The organism is Pseudomonas sp. EGD-AK9, assembly GCF_000465935.2.
In the GTDB taxonomy this organism is placed as follows: domain Bacteria; phylum Pseudomonadota; class Gammaproteobacteria; order Pseudomonadales; family Pseudomonadaceae; genus Aquipseudomonas.
The window spans coordinates 1-20,679 of the sequence record NZ_AVOF01000085.1 but is presented as its reverse complement, the minus strand read 5'-3'; the positions used below and the strand labels follow the sequence as shown (position 1 = coordinate 20,679).

Below are 20,679 nucleotides of genomic sequence, written 5' to 3'. Positions count from 1 at the left end.
GAACATGCTCGATTCCAAACTTGTCCGCACGCAACTCACCGAAATCGCCGAGCGCCTCGCCACGCGAGGCTTCGTCCTCGACGTCGCCCGCTTCGAGGCCCTGGAGAGTCAGCGCAAGTCGGTGCAGGTGCGCACCGAGCAACTGCAGGCCGAGCGTAACAGCCGTTCCAAGGCCATCGGCCAGGCCAAGGCGCGCGGCGAGGACATCGCGCCGCTGCTGGCCGAAGTAGACCAGCTGGGCAGTGACCTGGAAGCGGGCAAGCGTGAACTCGATGCCATCCAGAACGAGCTGGACAACCTGCTGCTGAACATTCCCAACCTGCCGCACGAGTCGGTGCCGGTCGGCGAAGACGAGGACGGCAACGTCGAAGTATCGTGCTGGGGCACCCCGCGCAGCTTCGATTTCGCGGTCAAGGATCACGTCGCCCTCGGCGAGCAGCACGGCTGGCTGGATTTCGAGACCGCCGCCAAGCTCTCCGGCGCCCGTTTCGCCCTGCTGCGCGGCCCCATCGCCCGTCTGCATCGCGCCCTGGCGCAGTTCATGATCAACCTGCATACCGGCGAGCACGGCTATGAGGAGGCCTACACCCCGTACCTGGTGCAGGCCCCGGCCCTGCAGGGCACCGGCCAGCTGCCGAAGTTCGAGGAAGACCTGTTCAAGATCGCCCGCGAAGGCGAGGCGGACTTCTACCTGATCCCCACCGCCGAGGTGTCGCTGACCAATATCGTCGCCGGCGAGATCCTCGACGCCAAGCAGCTGCCGCTGAAGTTCGTCGCCCACACCCCCTGCTTCCGCAGCGAGGCGGGCGCCTCCGGTCGCGATACCCGCGGCATGATCCGCCAGCACCAGTTCGACAAGGTGGAGATGGTGCAGATCGTCGAGCCGAGCAAGTCCTTCGAGGCGCTGGAAGGCATGACCGCCAACGCCGAGCGCGTGCTGCAACTGCTCGAGCTGCCATACCGCAAGCTGGCCCTGTGCACCGGCGACATGGGGTTCTCCGCGGTGAAGACCTACGACCTGGAAGTCTGGGTGCCGAGCCAGGACAAATACCGCGAGATTTCCTCCTGCTCCAACTGCGGCGACTTCCAGGCCCGCCGCATGCAGGCGCGCTACCGCAACCCGGAAACCGGCAAGCCGGAGCTGGTACACACCCTCAACGGCTCCGGGCTGGCGGTGGGGCGTACCCTGGTGGCCGTGCTGGAGAACTACCAGCAGGCCGACGGCAGCATCCGCGTGCCCGAGGTGCTCAAGCCCTATATGGGCGGCATCGAAGTGATCGGCTGAGCCGGTGCAGAATAGGGGTGGCGCGGCCACCCCGTTTTTTAGGCGGAATGCCGGACGATGATCGTCGCGCGTAGGGTGCGCATGGCGCCCCCTACTAAGCTCGCCTTACTACCTCTTACGAGGCTGATCTGATGCAATTCCTTCCGCTGTTCCACAAGTTGCAGGATCGCCCGGTGCTGGTGATCGGCGGTGGCGAAGTCGCCCTGCGCAAGGCGCGCCTGCTGAGCGACGCCGGCGCCCGTCTGCGCGTCGTTGCGCCGGAGATCCGCAGCGAGCTGCAGGAATTGGCCGGCCCGGCCGGCATTTTCCTGCGTGGCTACCAGGCCAGCGACCTGCAGGGCGTGGCCCTGGTGATCGCCGCCACCGACGACGAGCCGCTCAACGCGCAGATTTCCGTGCAGGCCCAGGCGTTGGGGATTCCGGTCAACGTGGTGGACGCGCCGGCACTGTGCAGCGTGATCTTCCCGGCCATCGTCGACCGCTCGCCGCTGATAGTCGCGGTCAGCAGCGGCGGCGACGCGCCGGTGCTGGCGCGGCTGATCCGCGCCAAGATCGAGACCTGGATTCCGGCCACCTATGGCCAGCTGGCCAACCTGGGCAAGCGCTTTCGCGAGCGGGTCAAGCAGCTGTTCCCCGATGTGCAGCAGCGCCGTGTGTTCTGGGAGGACGTCTTCCAGGGCCAGGTGGCCGAAAGCGTGTTCGCCGGCAAGCCGGAGGAGGGCGAGCGTCTGCTCGAAGCGCGTCTGGCTGGCGCCGCACCGCGGGCGCTGGGCGAGGTGTACCTGGTCGGCGCCGGTCCGGGCGATCCCGACCTGTTGACCTTCCGCGCCCTGCGCCTGATGCAGCAGGCCGATGTGGTGCTCTACGACCGCCTGGTGGCGCCGGCCATCATCGAGCTGTGCCGGCGCGACGCCGAGCGCATCTACGTCGGCAAGCGCCGCGCCGACCACGCCGTGCCGCAGGAGCAGATCAACCAGCTACTCATCGACCTGGCCCGCCAGGGCAAGCGGGTGCTGCGCCTGAAGGGCGGCGATCCCTTCATCTTCGGCCGCGGCGGCGAGGAGATCGAGCAGCTGGCCGCCGAGGGCATTCCCTTCCAGGTGGTGCCGGGTATCACCGCCGCCTCCGGCTGCGCGGCCTACGCCGGTATCCCGCTGACCCATCGCGACCATGCGCAGTCGGTGCGCTTCGTCACCGGCCACCTCAAGGACGGCAGCAGCGACCTGGCCTGGCAGGATCTGGTGGCGCCCAACCAGACTCTGGTGTTCTACATGGGGCTGGTGGGGCTGGCCGGCATCTGCGAGCAACTGATCGCCCATGGCCGCGCGCCCACCACCCCAGCGGCGCTGATCCAGCAGGGCACCACGCAGAACCAGCGGGTGTTCACCGGTACCCTGGCAAGCCTGCCGCAGTTGGTGGCCGAGCATGAGGTGCATGCGCCGACCCTGGTGATAGTCGGCGAGGTGGTGCAGTTGCGCGACAAGTTGGCCTGGTTCGAAGGGGCGCAGAGCGACGTCTGAGCGGAGTGCGTTTGTGCTCAGCACCCAGGGTGGATGAGATCTTCTGCATCCACCCTTACTCCTGTCACGGTGACTCGATAAAGCGCGATCCACCCTGCCGGATGGTGGCTTCTCCCGGGGGCGGCTTCAGCCGCGAATCAGCCTATTCCTAGCGCTGGAACACGCCCTTGCCCGGCAAGCGTTGGCGATCATGGGGGTGATTGAAGTCCAGCTTCGGCCCCTTCGGAATCACCCCGGTCGGGTTGATGCTGGCGTGACTGGCGTAGTAGTGCGACTTGATATGGGTGAAGTCCACCGTCTCGGCGATCCCTGGCCACTGGTAGAGTTCGCGCAGCCAGTTGGACAGGTTCGGATAGTCCTCGAGGCGCCGCAGGTTGCACTTGAAATGCCCGTGGTAGACGGCATCGAAGCGGATCAGCGTGGTGAACAGGCGGATATCGGCTTCGGTCAGGTACACACCGGCCAGGTAGCGTTGCTCGGCCAGTAGCGCCTCCAACTCGTCGAGGGCGGCGAACAGCTCGTCGAAAGCCTCCTCGTAGGCCTCCTGAGTGGTGGCGAAGCCGGCACGGTAGACACCGTTGTTCACCGCCGGGTAGATGCGCTCGTTGAGCTGGTCGATGCGCTCGCGCAGCGCTTCGGGATAGAAATCCAGGCGATTGCCGGTCAGCTCATCGAAGGCCGAGTTGAACATGCGGATAATCTCCGCCGATTCGTTGCTGACGATGCCGCCGGTGTGCCTGTCCCACAGCGCCGGCACCGTGACCCGGCCGCTGTAGTGCGGGTCGTCGGCGGTGTAGCGCTGGTGCAGGTAGCGCAGGTCATCGAGGCGGTCGCCGCTGGAGCCGAAGGCGCGGTCGAAGGTCCAGCCATGCTCGCGCATCAGCCAGCCGACCACCGAAACCTCGATCAGTGGCTCCAGCCCTTTGAGCTTGCGCAGGATCAGCGTGCGGTGGGCCCAGGGGCAGGCCAGCGACACGTAGAGGTGGTAGCGTCCGGCCTCGGCCTTGAAGCCGCCGTCGCCGCTCGGCCCGGCACTGCCGTCGGCGGTGATCCAGTGGCGGCGCTGGGCGTTCTCGCGCTGGAAGCGGCCGCTGTCCCCGGTGTCGTACCACTGGTCGTGCCAGCGTCCATCGATCAACAAGCCCATCGCGACTTCCTCCGTTTCGAATGAATCTGGAGTCTAGCGCCAGAGGCTCGATGGAAAGGTGGAAAAAGCCGGTTGAACCCTTCGATCAGTTCGATTGGAGGCGGCGGCTCCAGCGCCGCTCGGCTTCGGCGAACGCCTGCTCGCGCGGCAGCCCCAGGCCGCGCAGGGCCAGAGCCATGGTGGCGATCACCGCCAGACGGGCGTAAGCCTCTTCGCGCTCGCCGCGCCAGAAGGCGAGCAGCTGTTCGGGCTGCAGGCTTTCCGGTTTGACGTGGCGCTGCGCCGACAGCGCCGGCCATTCCTCGTCCCAGGCCTGGCCGTCCTGCGTGCCATAGAGGTGGCAGACGGCATCGGGATTGACCTCGATCTCGCCGCCTTCGCCCTTGATCACTATGGCGTGATCGCCGAGCAGCTGGCTGGCCTCGCGGTGCACCGCCTGGTAGCCGGGATGGAAGATGCTCTGCAGGCCGCAGCGTGCGCCGAGCGGATTGAGCACACGTGCCAGGGAATGAATCGGCGAGCGCAGGCCGAGGGTGTTGCGCAGGTCGATCATGCGCTGCAGCGTTGGCATCCAGTCGCCCAGGTGGCTGTAGGCGAGGCGGTGCTGTTGCAGGGCGGCGTCCACCGCCGACCAGTCGCGGCACAGGGGAATCCCCAGTGGCTGCAGCAACTGCTCGCAGTACAGACGGCCGGCGGTATGCGCGCCACCGCCATGCAGGAAGATGCGCACGCCGCTGGCGGCCAGCGCCTTGGCCGCCAGCAGGTACCAGGGCAGATGCCGCTTCTTGCCGGCGTAGCTCGGCCAGTCCAGATCGACATCGATGGCAGGCGTTGCCAGGCGCGCACGCACCGCCTCGGTGAAGCCGGCCAGTTCCTCGGCGCTTTCCTCCTTGTGCCGCAGCAGCATGAGGAAGGCGCCCAGCTGAGTGTCCTCGGCCTTGCCGTCGAGCAGCAGTCCCATGGCCTCGCGGGCTTCCTCGCGGGTCAGGCTGCGCGCGCCGCGCTTGCCCTTGCCGAGGATGCGCACGAACTGGGCGAAGGGGTGTTCGGCGGGAGTGATCAGGTTCATAGGCAATTGGTCGGTTTCGGCAGGCCGGCGAGCTTGGCCGCCAGCTTGGCTGGGGTGCCCTTGAACAGGCGGTTGAGGTGCAGGCTGTTGCCCTTGTCCGGACCCAGCTTGAGGGCCACGTACTTGATCAGCGGGCGGTTGGCCGGCGACAGCTGGAATTCGGCGTAGAAGGCGCGCAGCAGCTGGAGAATCTCCCAGTGCTCGGCGCTCAGTGGCAGGTCTTCGGCCGCGGCCAGGGCCTCGGCGACCGGCTCGGACCAGTCCTGCAGGTCGACCAGGTAGCCGTCCTTGTCCAGGGCGATTTCACGGCCGTCGAGGTTCAGGACGTTCATAACCAGCTGTTGACCTTGGCGTAACGGCTGCACAGTTCGACGAAACCGGGGTAATCCACCGCCTGCACCCGTTCGGGCGCCGTCAGGCCGCGGGCAGCGAGGTCTTCGTCCAGCGCATAGAGGGCGATGCCGGTCGGCAGCAGTTGCAGCGCCTGCAGGTTGGCGGTGTTTGGCTGCAGCGCGTAGAGCGCATCGCCGGTGAGCAGCAGGGCATCGTTCGCGCCGAGCAGGCGCAGGCAGCTGACCAGGCGGCTGTCGGCGAAGGGCGAGTGAGAGAGGATATGCAGGGTGGCCATCAGAGGGTGATCACCTGGTCGTAGCGGTCGAGTAGGCTGGTCAGTGCGCCGTCGTCCAGGCGCTGCACCGCGAGCTGCAACTCGGCATCGTCGAGGCCGCGCTCGCTCAGGCTGCGGGCGCTGGCATATAGCGCCTCCACGCCGAACAGCGGCAGGGCCTGCAGGTTGGCACCGAGATCCTTCTGTTGCACGGTGCCCGGTTGTTGGCCGGCGGCCAGTTGGAACACGCCATCGTCGAGAAACAGCAGGCCGATGGGCAGGTCGAAGGCGCCGCCGGCCAGGGCGATGTCCAGTGCCTCGCGGGCCCCGGGGCCGCTCCAGGGCGCCTGGCGACTGATGATCAGCAGCGACTTGCTCATTACTGGCCTCCGAAGCAGATCAGGCGGTCGGCCTGCTGCGCCGCCTCATGCAACTGGCCGAGGCCGGACAGCTCCCAGGGCGCCTGCAGGTTGGCCGCCGGCCGTGCGTAACGCTGCGCCTCATCGGCATCGAGCACGCCGCGGCGCAGGGCGGCGGCGATGCACACCACGGCGTCCAGCCCGTGCTCGCTGACGAACTCGCGCCATTCCCGCGGCAGGTCGAGCTCGTCCTGCGGGCTGACCACGTTGCTGGCCGCGCTGTGCACGCCGTCCTGGTAGAAGAACAGGCGCACGATCTCGTGGCCGCCGGCCAGCGCGGCCTGGGCGAAACGCAGGGCACGGCGGGAGGCGGGCAGATGGGGCGCAGCGAACAGGGCGATGGCGAATTTCATGGAGCGTCCGGCGAGGCAAACTGACGGCAATGATAAGGCCAGGGGCGTATGGCAGACAAAGAGTCCTTGACGGTGCCTTGGTGGGCGCGGGCTTTGCGCCAACAAGCGCGCAAAGAAAAGCCCGCCGAGGCGGGCTTGAAGGGGGACGAAAAGGATCAGTCGTCGCCGCCCATGATGCCGAAGATCTGCAGCAGGCTGACGAACAGGTTGTAGATCGACACGTACAGGCTGATGGTGGCCATGATGTAGTTGCGCTCGCCGCCATGGATGATGGCGCTGGTCTGATAGAGGATGCAGACCGAGGAGAACAGCACGAAGCCGGCGCTGATGGCCAGTTGCAGGCCGCTGATCTGGAAGAAGAAGCTGGCCAGCACGGCGGCGAGCAGGACGAAGAAGCCGGCGGTGATGAAGCCGCTGAGGAAGCTCATGTCCTTGCGGGTGGTCAGCACATAGGCGGACAGGCCGCAGAATACCAGCGCCGTCATGGAGAAGGCCGAGCTGATCACCTCGGCGCCGTTGGCCATGCCCAGGTAGCGGTTGAGGATCGGCCCGAGGGTGTAGCCCATGAAGCCGGTCAGCGCCAGGGTGGAAACCAGGCCCCAGACCGAGTCGCGCAGCTTGTAGGTGAGGAAGAACAGGCCGTAGAAGCCGATCAGCACCACGAAGAAGTTCGGGTAGGGCAGGTTGGCGCGCTGGCTGAGGAAGGCGACCAGGCCGCTGAAGGCTAGGGTGATGGCCAGCAAGCCGTAGGTATTGCGCAGGACGCGGCTGACTTCCAGCTGCTCGGCCTGCGAGTGATTGAGTACGTAGTCTTGCTCTTGCATGGCGACGCTCCTGTGGCACAAGGGTTCCGATATTCGAATGTTCCCGATCATAGCAGAGCCCGGCGCAGTGCCAAGGCGCAGAGTTTGACAGTGTGTTGCGTTCCGGTAAGATTGCCGCCCGCACTGCAGCGGAGGTGTGGCCGAGTGGTTTAAGGCAACGGTCTTGAAAACCGTCGATGGGCAACTATCCGTGAGTTCGAATCTCACCGCCTCCGCCAATTCCCTTTGCCTTGACGCAATTTCTGATCTTTATCTGGCGCTTGCTTTTTGACTGCCGTGCGCCAAGCTAGGTCAGGCCTTGGCTTTTTGCTAAGGTGACCGACAAGTTCAACCTCACCGCGTACGCGGTGGCTGACAAGGTGCAACGAGGTGGCCGATTGATTAGGGTGCTGGTGGTCGACGACCACGATCTGGTTCGCACAGGCATTACGCGCATGCTCGCCGACATCGACGGCCTGCAGGTGGTGGGCGAGGCCTGCACCGGGGAAGAATCCCTGCTCAAGGTGCGTGAGCTCAAGCCGGACGTGGTGCTGATGGACGTCAAGATGCCCGGTATCGGCGGCCTGGAAGCCACGCGCAAGCTGATGCGCAGCCATCCCGACATCAAGGTCGTCGCCGTCACCGTGTGCGAGGAAGATCCCTTCCCCACGCGCCTGCTGCAGGCCGGCGCCGCCGGTTACCTGACCAAGGGCGCGGCGCTGGAGGAGATGGTCCAGGCCATCCGCCTGGTATTCGCCGGCCAGCGCTACATCGACCCGCAGATCGCCCAGCAACTGGCACTGAAGTCCTTCCAGCCGCAGAGCAACGGCTCGCCGTTCGACCTGCTGTCCGAGCGCGAGATCCAGATCGCGTTGATGATTGCCAACTGCCACAAGGTGCAGAACATCTCGGACAAGCTGTGCCTGTCGCCGAAGACGGTCAATACCTACCGCTACCGCATCTTCGAGAAGCTCTCCATCACCAGCGACGTCGAGTTGGCGCTGCTCGCGGTGCGCCACGGCATGGTCGACGCCGTCAGCTGAAGATGTCCGCCCCCTTCGATTCGAGTGCCTTCCTGGCGACCTGCAGCGGTCGCCCCGGCGTCTATCGCATGTTCGACGGCGAGGCCAAGCTGCTCTACGTCGGCAAGGCGAAGAACCTGAAGAAACGCCTGGCCAGCTATTTCCGCAAGACCGGCCAGGCGCCCAAGACCGCCGCCCTGGTGGCGCGCATCGCGCAAATCGAAACCACCATCACCGCCAACGAGACCGAGGCGCTGCTGCTCGAGCAGACCCTGATCAAGGAATGGCGGCCGCCGTACAACATCCTGCTGCGCGACGATAAGTCCTATCCCTACGTGTTTCTCTCCGACGGCGACTTCCCGCGCCTGGGCATCCATCGCGGCGCCAAGAAGGCCAAGGGGCGCTACTTCGGCCCCTATCCCAGTGCGCTGGCGATCCGCGAGAGCCTCAGCCTGCTGCAGAAGACCTTCCTCGTCCGCCAGTGCGAGGACAGCTACTACAAGAACCGCACGCGGCCATGCCTGCAGTATCAGATCAAGCGCTGCAAGGGGCCTTGCGTCGGCCTGGTCACGCCCGAGGAATACGCCGAGGACGTGCGCCACTCGGTGATGTTCCTCGAAGGGCGCAGCAACGCCCTGAGCGACGAACTTTCCGCCGGCATGGAAAAGGCCGCCATGGCCCTGGAGTTCGAGCGCGCCGCCGAGCTGCGCGACCAGATCGCCCTGCTGCGCCGGGTGCAGGATCAGCAGAGCATGGAAGGCGGCAGCGGCGACGTCGACGTGATCGCGGTGATGCTCAATCCCGGCGGCGCCTGCGTGCACCTGATCAGCGTGCGCGGTGGGCGGGTGCTGGGCAGCAAGAACTTCTTCCCTCAGGTGGCGATCGAGGAGGAGGGCGGCGACGTGCTGATGGCCTTCCTCGCCCAGTACTACCTGGGCAATGTCGAGCGCGACCTGCCGAGCGAGCTGATCGTCAACGTGCAGCACGAGGATTTCGCCACCCTGATCGAGGCGGTCGAATCCTTGCGCGGGCGCAGCCTGAGCATCAGTCACCGCGTGCGCGGCACCCGTGCGCGCTGGCAGCAACTGGCGGTGACCAATGCCGAGCAGGCGCTGGCCGCGCGCCTGGCCAATCGTCAGCACCTGGCCGAGCGCTTCGAGGCACTGGCTGCGGTGCTGCAGATGGACGAGCCGCCGCAGCGCATGGAGTGCTTCGACATCAGTCATTCCAGCGGCGAGGCGACGGTGGCGTCCTGCGTGGTGTTCGGCCCGGAAGGCCCGATCAAATCCGATTACCGCCGCTTCAATATCGAGGGCGTCACCGCCGGCGACGACTACGCGGCGATGCATCAGGCGCTGACCCGACGCTTCAGCAAGCTCAAGGACGGCGAAGGCAAGCTGCCGGACGTGCTGCTGGTGGATGGCGGCAAGGGCCAGCTGGCCATGGCTCGCGAGGTGCTGCAGGAGCTGGCGGTACCCGACCTGGTCCTGCTCGGCGTGGCCAAGGGCACCACGCGCAAGCCGGGGCTGGAGGTGCTCTATCTGAACGATGCCGAGCACGAATTCACCCTGCCGGGCAACTCGCCGGCGCTGCATCTGATTCAGCAGATTCGCGATGAGTCGCACCGTTTCGCCATCACCGGCCACCGTGCCCGGCGTGGCAAGGCGCGGCGCACCTCGAGCCTGGAGGAGGTGGCTGGCGTCGGCCCGAAGCGCCGGCGCGAGCTGCTCAACCACTTCGGCGGCCTGCAGGAACTGTCCCGCGCCAGCGCCGAGGAAATCGCCAAGGCGCCGGGAATCAGCAAAAAGCTCGCCGAGTTGATTTATGCCACCTTGCACAGCGAGTAGAATGCCCGCTCACCTCGCAGCCCAGTTGTGCCGATGAATATCCCCAACTTGCTTACCGTGCTCCGGGTTCTGCTGATCCCGGTCTTCATCCTGCTGTTCTACTTGCCGTTTTCCTGGAGCTACTGGGCCGCCAGCGCAGTCTTCGCCATCGCCGCCGTGACCGATTGGCTGGACGGCTATCTGGCGCGGCGCTGGGAGCAGGGCACGCCGTTCGGCGCCTTCCTCGACCCGGTGGCGGACAAGCTGATGGTGGCGGTGGCCCTGGTGCTGCTGGCCGCCGAGCACTCCAACCTGTGGCTGACCCTGGCCGCGGCGACCATCATCGGACGCGAGATCGTGGTCTCCGCGCTGCGCGAATGGATGGCCGAACTGGGTGCGCGCGCGCATGTGGCGGTGTCCAATCTGGGTAAATGGAAAACCGCGGCGCAGATGGTGGCGCTGGTGATCCTGCTGGCCAATCCGCCGCAATTCACCTTCTGGGTATTGCTCGGTTATGCCCTGCTGATCATCGCCGCAGTGCTGACCCTGTGGTCGATGTTGCACTACCTGCTGGCCGCCTGGCCGCACCTGCGCACCACCTCGGAAAAGAAATAAGTATTTTTGAATCAAAGGGTTGACGCGGCGATTCGATTCTATAGAATGGCGCCCGTCACCAAGACAAGCGGGAATAGCTCAGTTGGTAGAGCACGACCTTGCCAAGGTCGGGGTCGCGAGTTCGAGTCTCGTTTCCCGCTCCAGTTTTACACGAGTCGCCATGGCGGCTCGTTTGATTTAAGGCTGAGTTGCAGAGTGGTTATGCACCGGATTGCAAATCCGTGAACGCCGGTTCGATTCCGACCTCAGCCTCCAATTCAAAAAAGCCTCGTAGATCCATGATTTACGAGGCTTTTTTATTACCCCAAGGCAATCCCCATGCCTTGCGGCTGCTGTAGGCGCTGTATATAGTCCAGCCCTTCAGCGCAGCGCTACCGCCCGAATGGCGAAATCGGTAGACGCAGGGGACTTAAAATCCCTCGCCAGCAATGGCATGCCGGTTCGAGTCCGGCTTCGGGCACCATTTCAAATCAAGCGCTTGCGTTCTATTTGTGGGCACATTCTGCGATCCGCAATTCAGGTTTTGCTTCGCACTTCATCGTGCTGGCGTGATCTTTTCCCTGTCTAGCGCTCGTTCATTACCATCCTCACGCGACCCAGGGCTCTGTCTGCCCGCCGTGCCCGTAGCTGCTTGGCCGGCGCAATCGCGAGCGGTTGCGCGCGCCCGCGTTCAGCTTGATTCGCTGTCGATACCCAGCGAGGTGTAGTTGGGCCATTGCCGCAGCAGGGTTTCGACGAACTGCTCGGCTGCCGGCGACAGCGACGAGCCACGGCGGCGCACCAGGCCCAGGGTGCGGCTGATCACCGGGTCGACCAGCGGGCGCCTGACCAGGATCGGATGGTCCTCGGCCGGCATGGCCAGGCTGGGGAGGGCGGCGATGCCCAGGCCGGCCTCGACCATGCCCAGCGAGGTCGACAGGTGCTGCACCTCGTAGAACCAGCTCGGGCGCCAGTCGAGGTGGGCCAGGCCGTGGTCGAGCAGCACCCGGTTGCCGCTCAGACGGCCGACGCCGATCAGGCGGTAGTCGCTGAGCTCGCGCCAGGCCACTTCCGGCTGCTTGGCCAGGGGATGGTCGCGCCGGCAGGCGAGCACGAAGGGTTCATTGACCAATGGGGTGAAGTCGATTTCCGCGCTCTGTCCGCTCTGCATGTTGATGCCGAAATCTGCCTCGCCACGAATCACCGCCTCCAGTCCCTCATGGGCGCTGAGATCGAGGATGCGGATGCGGATCTTAGGGTACTGCTGATTGAAGGCGCGGATCACCGTCGGCAGGAAATAGAAGGCAGCCGTGGGGATGCAGGCCAGGGTGACCTGGCCGGACTGGCGCTCGGCCAGCTCGCGGATGCCGAGGATCGAGCGCTCGAAGTCGTCCAGCAGGCGCTGCGCCTTGGGCAGAAAATCCCGGCCTACTGCGGTCAGGCTGACTCGGCGCGTGGTGCGGTCCAGCAGCTGGATGCCGAGGCTTTCCTCGAGCTTCTGCATGCGCCGGGTCAACGCCGGCTGGGACAGGTGGATGGCATTGGCGGCCTCGTGAAAATTGCCGAACTCGGCGATTTTCACGAAGGCGCGGATGTCTTGAAGTTCGTAATTCATGTGCTTTGGTTATTAGTCGGTCGTATTTTTGTCTGTAGATTACCAATGAACCCTAGTCTTTGCGCTGAGGACTGGCAAGCGAGGAAATATCCTCATGCATTAATGCGCATAATGCAATAAATATCGAAATATATGCATTTTACAGAAGAAAGTACTGTTCCCCATAATCGACGCAAAGCAACAATCACTAGTTTTATTGCGTTGGAGGCATCATGCGGACGGTACCTTGCGTACTCATGCGAGGCGGTACTTCGAAAGGGCCGGTCTTTCTGGCCAACCACCTGCCCACTGACCCGCTGCAGCGCGACGAGCTGTTGCTCAGCCTGATGGGCTCGGGCCACGAGCTGGAAATCGACGGTATCGGCGGTGGCAGTCCGCAGACCAGCAAGGTGGCGATCGTCAGTCGCTCGCCGCACCCGGATGCCGATGTCGACTACCTGTTCGTGCAGGTCATGGTGACCCAGCGCCGGGTCGACACCGCGCCCAACTGCGGCAACATGCTCTGCGCCATCGGGCCTTTCGCCATCGAGCACGGGCTGGTGAACGCGGGCTCGCCGATGACCCGGGTGCGCATCCGCAACCTCAACACCAATACCTTCGTCGATTCCGACGTGATGACCCCGGGCGGCCGCGTGCGCTACGACGGCGATACCACCATCGATGGCGTACCCGGCAGCGCTGCGCCGATCAAGCTGACCTTCCTCAATGCCGCCGGTGCCAAGACCGGCCGCCTGCTGCCCACCGGCCGGGTGCGCGACCTGTTCGACGGTGTCGAAGTCACCTGCATCGACATGGCCATGCCCATGGTGCTGCTGCATGCCGAGGCGCTGGGCAAGACCGGTTACGAGTCGCCGGCCGAGCTGGATGCCGACACGGCGTTCCTCCAGCGCCTGGAGCGCATCCGCCTGCAGGCCGGGCTGGCTATGGGGCTGGGGGACGTTGCGCAGATGGTCATTCCCAAGCCGGTGCTGCTGGCCCCGGCGCGCCATGGCGGCACGCTGAACGTGCGTTATTTCATGCCGCACAACTGCCACCGTTCGGTCGCCGCCACCGGCGCCATCGGCCTGGCCACGGCCTGCGCCGTGCCCGGCAGCGTCGCCCAGGATGTCGCGCCCATTGCAGGCGAGGCGCTGGTGCGCCTGGAGCATCCGGGCGGGCAGATCGAGGTTTCCCTGCAGCCTGCCGCCGACGGCAACCCCGAGAACCTGCGCGCCTCCCTGGTACGCACCGCGCGCCGTCTGTTCTCGGGCGAGGTTTACATCCCCAGCCTGCGCCGCACCGGCAGCTGACTTCGCCTCACCACACCCACACCCCTAGGGCCAACCACAATGACAAGAAGAAAATCCCTAAGCTGCTCCGCCTTCGGCATCACGGTTCTGGCACTGCCTGGCGCCAGCGTTCACGCCGCCGGTTTCATCGAGGACAGCAAGGCCAGCCTGGAGCTGCGCAACTTCTACCTCAACCGTGACTTTCGCGAGGATGCCGGGCAGAACAAGCGCGAGGAATGGGCGCAGGGTTTCATCCTCAACCTCGAGTCCGGCTACACCCAGGGCACGGTCGGTTTCGGCCTCGACGCCCTCGGCATGCTCGGCGTCAAGCTCGACTCCTCGCCGGATCGCAGCGGCACCGACCTGCTGCCGCGCGACAGCCGCAACCGCGCCGAGGACGACTACAGCAAGCTCGGTGTGACCGGCAAGGCGCGTTTCGCCGAGAGCCAGCTGCACGTGGGCACCCTGCTGCCGAAGATGCCCTATCTGCAGTACAGCAACGCGCGTCTGCTGCCGCAGGTATTCGAGGGCTGGCAGCTGCAGAGCAAGGACCTCGAGCGCGCGACTTTCACCTTGGGCGAGATCGACCGCGTGGTGCAGCGCAGCGTCTCGGGCTCCGAGAAGCTGGCGCTGAACAACAAGAACCGCCGCTTCGGCGCCAGCCCTGAAAGCGATGAGCTGCGCTTCGGCGGGGTGGATTACGCGATCAAACCGCAACTTTTGGCCAGCTATCACTATGCCGAGCTGAGCGACATCTATCGCCAGCACTTCCTTGGGCTGCAGCACGGCCTGGCGCTGGGCGACGGCAAGCTGAAAAGCGACCTGCGCTACTTCAACAACAGCGAAGCCGGGCGGAAACTGGTGGGCGACATCGACAACCAGGTCATCAACGCCATGTTCACCTACAGCATCGCCGGCCATGCGCTGGGGCTGGCCTACCAGAAAATGCTCGGCGACGACGCCTTCACCTATGTCGACGGGGCCACGCCCTATCTGACCAACTTCCTGCAGATCAACGATTTCGCCGGCCCCGACCAGCGTTCCTGGCAGCTGCGCTACGACTTCGATTTCGCCCGCGTCGGGGTGCCCGGCCTGACCTTCATGACCCGCTACGTGCGCGGCGATCAGGTCGACCTGGCCGTCGGCGAAGGCCGGGAGTGGGAGCGCAACACCGATATCGCCTACGCCTTCGTCGAGGGCCCGCTGAAGAATCTCAAAGTGACCTGGAGGAACGCCACCTACCGTTCGAGCTTCGTCCGCGACCTGGACGAGAATCGTCTGATCCTGAGTTACATCGTGCCGCTCTGGTAAAGCGCCGGCTGTGCATACAAGTCTAATAAGAGGAACCTCACCATGATCACCTGCTCCATTCGCCGTACTCTGCCGTTTTCCCTCGCCCTCTTGCTTGCCAGTGGTTCGGTGCTCGCCGGCGAGCCTTCCCGTCCGGAGTGCATCGCCCCGAGCAAGCCGGGCGGCGGCTTCGACCTGACCTGCAAGCTGGCCCAGGCCGGATTCAAGGACGAGGGTCTGCTCAAGGCGCCCATGCGCGTGACCTACATGCCGGGCGGCATCGGCGCCGTGGCCTACAACTCCATCGCTGCCAACCGCCGTGCCGAGCCCGGCACCCTGGTGGCGTTCTCCGGCGCCTCGCTGCTGAACCTGGCCCTGGGCAAATACGGTCGTTTCGACGAGAACGCGGTGAAATGGCTGGCCACCGTCGGCAACGACTACGGCACCCTGGCGGTGCGCGAGGATTCGCCTTACCAGAACCTCGACGATGTGGTGAAGGCGCTGAAGAAAGACCCGAAAAGCATCGTGGTCGGCGGTGGTGGCAGTGTCGGCGGCCAGGGCTGGGTGAAGATCGCCTTGCTGGCCCGCGCAGCCGGCGTCGACCCGCGCGAGTTGCGTTATGCCGCCTTCGAGGGCGGGGCCGAGCATTACATGGCGCTGATGGGCGGGCACGTGGATCTGGTCACCGGCAGCGCCAGCGAGATTCGTGCGCAGCAGGGCAACAAGATCCGTACCCTGGCGATCTTCAGCGAGGAGCGCCTGGGCGGTGAGCTGGCCTCCATTCCGACTGCCCGCGAGCAGGGCTACGAGATCCAATGGCCGCTGATTCGCGGCTACTTCCTCGGCCCGGATGTGAAAGAGCAGGACGTGGCCTGGTGGAGCGAGCGCTTCGCCAAGCTCAACGCCTCCAGCGACTTCCAGGCCTACCTGGCCGACCGCGACGTGCTGCCTTACTACGTCACCGGTCCGGAGCTCGAAGCCCTGGTGAAAAGCCAGGTTGCGGAGTACCGCAAGCTGGGCCGCGAGTTCGGTCTGGTCGAGTAGTCGAGTCCTCCTGCGCCGTCACCGACGGCGCAGCATTCTGGAGCGCATCCACATGCATGACCGTATCTTCGCGGGGATCACCCTGCTGCTGTGCTGTGTCCTGGCATTCCTCGCCTGGGGTTACAGCGCATCCTTTTCCTACGAGCCGGTGGGGCCCAAGGCCTTCCCGCTGCTGCTGTTGCTGCTGATCGCCTTTGGCTGCGTGCAACTGCTGCTCAAGCCGAGCAGCGACACCCACGGCGAGGAACCGCCGCTGAACCGGGAGGTGATGTTCAAGGCGCTCGCCTTCCTCGGCCTGATGATCGGCTATGCAGTGCTGTTCGAAACGCTCGGCTTCATCCCCGCCAGCGTGCTGTTCGGTATCGGCATGGCGCGTCTCTACGGTGGTAGCTGGCTGCAAAGCCTGATCAGCGGGGTCGTTCTGGCCCTCGGCCTCTACCTGCTGTTCGACAGAGCCCTCGCGGTACCGCTGCCGCTTGGCATCCTTGCAACCCTGGAGAGCTGAACCCATGGATACTTTCGGTTATCTCAGCCATGGCTTCGGCGTGGCGCTTAGCCCCTACAACCTGGTCACTGCGCTGTGCGGCACCCTGATCGGCACCGTCGTCGGCCTGCTGCCGGGCCTCGGTCCGATCAACGGCGTGGCGCTGCTGATCCCGGTGGCCTTCGCCCTCGGCCTGCCACCGGAAACCGCACTGATTCTGCTCGCGGCCGTATACCTGGGCTGCGAATACGGCGGCCGCATCTCCTCGATTCTGCTCAACATTCCGGGTGAGGCGTCCGCGGTGATGACCACCCTCGACGGCTATCCGCTGGCACGTCAGGGCCAGGCCGGCGTCGCGCTGTCGCTGTCGGCCTGGAGTTCGTTCATCGGCGGCCTGATCGCCACGGTCGGTGTGGTGTTGTTCGCGCCGCTGCTGGCCAGTTGGGCGGTGGCCTTTGGTCCTGCCGAATACTTCGTGCTGATGGTGTTCGCCATCACCTGTCTGGCGGGGATGGCCGGAAACAAGCCGTTGAAGACCGCCATAGCCGCGCTGATCGGCCTGCTGCTGTCGTGCGTGGGTATCGATGCCAACAGCGGCGTCTATCGCTTTACCTTCGGCAGCCTGGGGCTGGCCGATGGCATCCAGTTCGTGGTGCTGGTGCTGGGTCTGTTCTCGGTCAGCGAGCTGCTGGTGCTGCTCGAGCGCACCCACCATGGCCAGAAAGCCATCAAGGCCAGCGGGCGCATGCTGTTCAGCCTGAAGGAGGGCGGCTTCGTCCTGGCCACCAACCTGCGCAGCGGCGTGGTCGGTTTCGTCCTCGGCGTGCTGCCTGGCGCCGGCGCGACGCTGGCCAGCGCGGTGTCCTACATGAGCGAGAAGCGTCTGGCGGTCAAGGACAACAAGTTCGGCAACGGCGACCTGCGTGGCCTGGCCGCGCCGGAAACCGCCAACAGCGCCGCAGCCTGCGGCTCCATGGTGCCGATGCTGACCCTCGGCGTGCCGGGTTCGGGCACCACCGCGGTGATGCTCGGCGCCCTGACGCTGTACAACATTACCCCGGGCCCGCTGCTGTTCCAGAACCAGCCGGACATCGTCTGGGGCCTGATCGCCTCGCTGTTCGTCGCCAACCTCATGTTGATCGTCATGAACGTGCCGATGATCAAGGTCTTCACCAAGGTGCTGGCCGTGCCTTACTGGGCGTTGGTACCGGCGGTGGCGATCATCACCGCCATCGGGGTGTATGCGGTGCATGCCACGACCTTCGACCTGTACCTGATGATCGCCATCGGCATCTTCGGCTACGTTATGCGCAAGCTGGATTTCCCGCTGTCGGCGATCCTGCTCGGCTTCATCCTGGGCGGCATGATGGAGCAGAACCTGCGCCGGGCACTGTCCCTGTCCAGCGGCGACATCGGTATCCTGTTCGCCAGCCCGATCACCTGGGTGGTCTGGGGCCTGGTGGCGGTGATGATCCTGCTGCCGTTCTGGCGCGCCTGGCGCGCACGTCGCCGGCAAACCGCCGCCAGCCTGGCCTGATTGGCGTCGAAGGAGGATGCGCATGCGTGTGGTGATACCGGAAGACTATCAGCGGGTCGTGCAGTCTCTGGATTGCTTCCGCCTGCTGGAGGGCTTCGACGTCCGCGTGTATCACGATCACGTCTGCGATCCGGACCTGCTGGCCGAGCGCTTCGCCGACGCTCAGGCGCTGGTGCTGACCCGGGAGCGCACCCGTATCGATGCCGCGCTGCTGGCGCGGCTGCCGAACCTGAAGTTGATCAGCCAGACCGGGCGAGCCGGGCCGCATATCGATCTGCAGGCTTGTCGCGAACGCGGCGTGACCGTGGCCGAGGGCAGCGGTTCGCCCATCGCCGCGGCCGAGCTGACCTGGGCGCTGATCCTCAATGCCCGGCGCCAGCTGCGTGAAGCCATCAACGGCCTGTATGCCGGGCGCTGGCAGGTCAACCTGGGCCAACGTCTGTATGGCCAGACGCTGGGCATCTGGGGTTACGGCAAGATCGGCCGGCGCCTGGCGCGTTATGCAGCTGCCTTCGACATGCGCGTGCTGGTGTGGGGCAGCGCGGCCTCGCGCCAGGCCGCTGTAGCCGATGGCCATGAGGCCGCGCCGACGCGTGAGGCCTTCTTCGAGCAGGCCGACGTGCTCAGCCTGCATCTGCGCCTGCTGCCGGCAACCCGGCATTGCGTGGGCGCCGCCGACCTGGCGCGGATGAAGCCCGACGCCCTGCTGGTCAACACCAGCCGCGCCGAGCTGATCGCACCCGGGGCACTGCTCGAGGCGCTGGATCGCGGCCGGCCGGGGCAGGCCGCGCTGGATGTGTTCGAGCAGGAGCCGATCCTGCAGGTTGACCATCCGCTGCTGAGGCACCCGCGCGTGCTCTGCACCCCGCATCTCGGTTACGTCGAGCGGCACAGCTACGAGGCCTACTTCGGCGAAGCCTTTGCCAATGTTCGGGCGTTATTGCGAGAGCAGCCCGCAGGGCTTTGTTGAGCCCCAGTTAGCACTGGCCATTTTCGCGATCTTCTCGCCAGTGCTGCAGCCTGCCCAACACTGCGGCAGGCTGCAGGCGCGCCTGCGCCGCGTCGGGGCAACCTTCGCTTACTGGAACAGGGCCGCGTTGGCGGCCAGGACTTCGTCGGCGCACTGGGCGTCCAGGTGGCCGCCCGGGGCACCGGCCACGCCGATCGCGCCGATCACGTTGTCGCCGGCTTTCACCGGGACGCCGCCGCCCAGCAGGATGAAGCCGGGGATGTCGGTGAGGTTGGCGGCGCCCGGGTGCTTCTGCGCGTTTTCCATGATGGCCAGGGTCGGCGTCTTCGCCGACGCGGCGGTGAAGGCCTTGGCACGGCTGGCCTCGATGGTGTGCGGGCCGGCGTTGTCGGCGCGGGTGAAGGCCTTGAGCAGACCGGCGCGGTCCACCACCGCGGCACTGACGTTGTAGCCCTTGGCCTGGCAGGCGGCGACCGTGGCGGCCGCCAGTTGCTGGGCGTCGGCGCTGGAGAGGTTGCGTTCCTGCAGCACGGCGGCATTGGCGGCGCCGGCGCACGTCAGGGCGCAGAACAGGGCGGCGAGCGAAAAACGGGGCATGGCTAACTCCTTGTCGTGGATCGAGGTGAGGAGTCGTCAGTGTGACCAGCGCCAGTCAGCCGGGGTATTCGCTCGACTACGCCCGGGGCTCCGTAGTGCTACGGAGGCGGCGCGTCCAGCAGGCCGGCGTACTGGCGGATCAGCTGCGCCAGCGAGTCGGCCGCGAGCTTGTCGAAGACGTGGGCCCGGTGGGTCTCCACGGTGCGTGGCGACAGATCGAGTTCGCGGGCGATTTCCTTGTTGCTCATGCCCTGGACGATACGCTCCAGCACCTCATGCTCGCGCCCGGAGAGGCGCGCCAGCCGTTCGACGGCCGCCTGGGTCAGTGCCAGGCGCTCGCGGCTGGCGATATGGCTGCGCACGGCGGCCTGCACGGCGTCGAGGAACACGTCGTCATCCACCGGTTTCTGCAGGAACTCCATGGCTCCGCCCTTGAAGGCGCGGCGGCACAGGTCGACGTTGGCGTGACCGGTGAGCATCACCACCGGCAGGTCGGACAGCTCCGCCAGCCTGGCCAGCACGTCCAGTCCGCCGATGCCGGGCATGCGGATGTCGAGCACCACGCAGCCGATCGCGTGCGGCGACAGCGAGGCGAGGAAGGCCTGAGGGTCGCCATGGCCCTCGCTGCGCAAGCCGACGCTGCGCAGCAACAGCGCCAGGGCCTCGCGCACGGCGTCATCGTCGTCGACCAGATGGACCAGCGGGGAATGGTCGGGCAGGCTCATGCAGCGGCTCCGGCGATAGGCAGGCGCAGGGTGAAACAGGCGCCCGCCGGGTCGAGGTTGCGCGCCGTGATCCGGCTGTCCATGGCGCCGGCGAGGGTTTCGCACAGCGCCAGGCCCAGCCCCATGCCCTGGGCGCGGGTGGTGTAGAAGGGCTCGAACAGCCGCGGCAGCGCTTCGTCGGGGATGCCGGGGCCGTTATCGCTGACTTCGAACCGGTATTCCATGCCGTCGCGGCCGCCGCTCAGGGCGATGACGCGGGAGGCGGGCCAGTCGGCCAGGGCATCGACAGCGTTCTGCACCAGGTTGTGCAGGATCTGTTCGAGTGCCACCCGGTCGCCCAGCGGGCGGGCGCCGGGGCTCGCGTTGTGCCAGCTGAGGCGGATGCCGCGGCGGCTCAGCTCCTCTTCGCGCAGGAACAGCAGCGAAGCCGCCAGGGCATCGGGGTCTACCGCCGCGCGCGGGGAGGGCGCGCAGGGCTGCACCAGCCCGCGCATGCGGCTGATG

The 20,679-nt window shown here is 65.8% G+C and carries 22 protein-coding genes and 4 tRNA genes; 15 read left to right on the top strand and 11 right to left on the bottom strand.

Annotated elements, in window-relative coordinates; all coding sequences use genetic code 11:
• The first annotated feature begins 4 nt into the window (after positions 1-4).
• Positions 5-1,285, top strand: coding sequence for a serine--tRNA ligase (gene serS, locus N878_RS04850; RefSeq protein WP_021442559.1), 1,281 nt, complete (start codon positions 5-7; stop codon positions 1,283-1,285).
• Positions 1,286-1,416: 131 nt separating this feature from the next.
• On the top strand, positions 1,417-2,805 hold the full coding sequence (cysG, locus tag N878_RS04845; RefSeq protein WP_021442558.1) for a siroheme synthase CysG: 1,389 nt from the start codon (positions 1,417-1,419) through the stop codon (positions 2,803-2,805).
• A 148-nt stretch (positions 2,806-2,953) separates the two neighbouring features.
• Here the strand turns inward: cysG and N878_RS04840 are convergent, their stop codons facing one another.
• From N878_RS04840 to N878_RS04810, 7 genes are all read right to left on the bottom strand, one after another.
• Positions 2,954-3,952 (bottom strand): glutathione S-transferase family protein, encoded by a 999-nt coding sequence (locus N878_RS04840; RefSeq protein WP_021442557.1) that lies wholly within the window; start codon positions 3,950-3,952, stop codon positions 2,954-2,956.
• 85 nt (positions 3,953-4,037) lie between these two features.
• Complete coding sequence (locus tag N878_RS04835; RefSeq protein WP_021442556.1) at positions 4,038-5,021, bottom strand: glycosyl transferase family protein; 984 nt, start codon at positions 5,019-5,021, stop codon at positions 4,038-4,040.
• Positions 5,018-5,353 (bottom strand): TusE/DsrC/DsvC family sulfur relay protein, encoded by a 336-nt coding sequence (locus N878_RS04830; protein WP_021442555.1) that lies wholly within the window; start codon positions 5,351-5,353, stop codon positions 5,018-5,020. The genes N878_RS04835 and N878_RS04830 overlap by 4 nt, the downstream gene beginning before the upstream one ends.
• Complete coding sequence (tusB, locus tag N878_RS04825) at positions 5,350-5,649, bottom strand: sulfurtransferase complex subunit TusB (protein WP_021442554.1); 300 nt, start codon at positions 5,647-5,649, stop codon at positions 5,350-5,352. The genes N878_RS04830 and tusB overlap by 4 nt, the downstream gene beginning before the upstream one ends.
• The gene (gene tusC / locus N878_RS04820) at positions 5,649-6,008 is read right to left on the bottom strand and encodes a sulfurtransferase complex subunit TusC (protein ID WP_021442553.1); all 360 of its coding nucleotides are present in this window, start codon (positions 6,006-6,008) and stop codon (positions 5,649-5,651) included. The genes tusB and tusC overlap by 1 nt, the downstream gene beginning before the upstream one ends.
• Positions 6,008-6,400, bottom strand: a complete 393-nt coding sequence (tusD, locus tag N878_RS04815; RefSeq protein WP_021442552.1) for a sulfurtransferase complex subunit TusD — start codon at positions 6,398-6,400, stop codon at positions 6,008-6,010. The genes tusC and tusD overlap by 1 nt, the downstream gene beginning before the upstream one ends.
• A gap of 155 nt (positions 6,401-6,555) precedes the next feature.
• Entirely contained in the window at positions 6,556-7,224 is a 669-nt protein-coding gene (locus N878_RS04810) for a Bax inhibitor-1/YccA family protein (protein ID WP_021442551.1), read from the bottom strand.
• Between the two features lie 130 nt (positions 7,225-7,354).
• On the opposite strand from N878_RS04810, the gene N878_RS04805 reads away from it, so the two are divergent.
• From N878_RS04805 to N878_RS04775, 7 genes are all read left to right on the top strand, one after another.
• Positions 7,355-7,442: transfer RNA gene (locus N878_RS04805), tRNA-Ser, on the top strand.
• Positions 7,443-7,601: 159 nt separating this feature from the next.
• On the top strand, positions 7,602-8,246 hold the full coding sequence (gene uvrY / locus N878_RS04800; RefSeq protein WP_031302763.1) for a UvrY/SirA/GacA family response regulator transcription factor: 645 nt from the start codon (positions 7,602-7,604) through the stop codon (positions 8,244-8,246).
• A gap of 2 nt (positions 8,247-8,248) precedes the next feature.
• On the top strand, positions 8,249-10,072 hold the full coding sequence (gene uvrC, locus N878_RS04795; protein ID WP_021442549.1) for an excinuclease ABC subunit UvrC: 1,824 nt from the start codon (positions 8,249-8,251) through the stop codon (positions 10,070-10,072).
• Positions 10,073-10,105: 33 nt separating this feature from the next.
• Positions 10,106-10,666: a CDP-diacylglycerol--glycerol-3-phosphate 3-phosphatidyltransferase gene (gene pgsA / locus N878_RS04790; RefSeq protein WP_021442548.1), complete on the top strand. Its 561-nt coding sequence runs from the start codon at positions 10,106-10,108 to the stop codon at positions 10,664-10,666.
• 67 nt (positions 10,667-10,733) lie between these two features.
• Positions 10,734-10,809, top strand: a tRNA-Gly gene (locus N878_RS04785).
• 38 nt (positions 10,810-10,847) lie between these two features.
• Positions 10,848-10,921: transfer RNA gene (locus N878_RS04780), tRNA-Cys, on the top strand.
• A 121-nt stretch (positions 10,922-11,042) separates the two neighbouring features.
• Positions 11,043-11,129: transfer RNA gene (locus N878_RS04775), tRNA-Leu, on the top strand.
• Positions 11,130-11,336: 207 nt separating this feature from the next.
• On the opposite strand, the gene N878_RS04770 is transcribed toward N878_RS04775, so the two are convergent.
• The gene (locus N878_RS04770; RefSeq protein ID WP_021442547.1) at positions 11,337-12,260 is read right to left on the bottom strand and encodes a LysR family transcriptional regulator; all 924 of its coding nucleotides are present in this window, start codon (positions 12,258-12,260) and stop codon (positions 11,337-11,339) included.
• 212 nt (positions 12,261-12,472) lie between these two features.
• Here N878_RS04770 and N878_RS04765 point away from each other — a divergent pair, with 212 nt between their 5' ends.
• Genes N878_RS04765 through N878_RS04740 form a run of 6 tightly spaced genes read left to right on the top strand, consistent with a single transcriptional unit; the run spans position 12,473 to position 18,853 of the window.
• Entirely contained in the window at positions 12,473-13,549 is a 1,077-nt protein-coding gene (locus N878_RS04765; protein WP_031302762.1) for a 4-oxalomesaconate tautomerase, read from the top strand.
• A 39-nt stretch (positions 13,550-13,588) separates the two neighbouring features.
• On the top strand, positions 13,589-14,839 hold the full coding sequence (locus tag N878_RS04760; RefSeq protein WP_021442545.1) for an OprD family porin: 1,251 nt from the start codon (positions 13,589-13,591) through the stop codon (positions 14,837-14,839).
• Positions 14,840-14,881: 42 nt separating this feature from the next.
• Positions 14,882-15,862, top strand: a complete 981-nt coding sequence (locus tag N878_RS04755) for a tripartite tricarboxylate transporter substrate binding protein (protein WP_021442544.1) — start codon at positions 14,882-14,884, stop codon at positions 15,860-15,862.
• A 52-nt stretch (positions 15,863-15,914) separates the two neighbouring features.
• On the top strand, positions 15,915-16,367 hold the full coding sequence (locus N878_RS04750) for a tripartite tricarboxylate transporter TctB family protein (protein WP_021442543.1): 453 nt from the start codon (positions 15,915-15,917) through the stop codon (positions 16,365-16,367).
• A gap of 4 nt (positions 16,368-16,371) precedes the next feature.
• Positions 16,372-17,883: a tripartite tricarboxylate transporter permease gene (locus N878_RS04745; RefSeq protein ID WP_021442542.1), complete on the top strand. Its 1,512-nt coding sequence runs from the start codon at positions 16,372-16,374 to the stop codon at positions 17,881-17,883.
• A 22-nt stretch (positions 17,884-17,905) separates the two neighbouring features.
• Positions 17,906-18,853, top strand: a complete 948-nt coding sequence (locus tag N878_RS04740; protein WP_021442541.1) for a D-2-hydroxyacid dehydrogenase family protein — start codon at positions 17,906-17,908, stop codon at positions 18,851-18,853.
• 108 nt (positions 18,854-18,961) lie between these two features.
• Here the strand turns inward: N878_RS04740 and N878_RS04735 are convergent, their stop codons facing one another.
• The 3 genes from N878_RS04735 to N878_RS04725 all read right to left on the bottom strand — a co-directional run.
• Positions 18,962-19,450 (bottom strand): heme-binding protein, encoded by a 489-nt coding sequence (locus N878_RS04735; protein ID WP_021442540.1) that lies wholly within the window; start codon positions 19,448-19,450, stop codon positions 18,962-18,964.
• Positions 19,451-19,548: 98 nt separating this feature from the next.
• Positions 19,549-20,175, bottom strand: a complete 627-nt coding sequence (locus tag N878_RS04730) for a response regulator transcription factor (RefSeq protein ID WP_021442539.1) — start codon at positions 20,173-20,175, stop codon at positions 19,549-19,551.
• Positions 20,172-20,679: PAS domain-containing sensor histidine kinase (locus N878_RS04725; RefSeq protein ID WP_021442538.1), on the bottom strand; the 508-nt coding region annotated here is incomplete at its 5' end. The genes N878_RS04730 and N878_RS04725, both read right to left, overlap by 4 nt.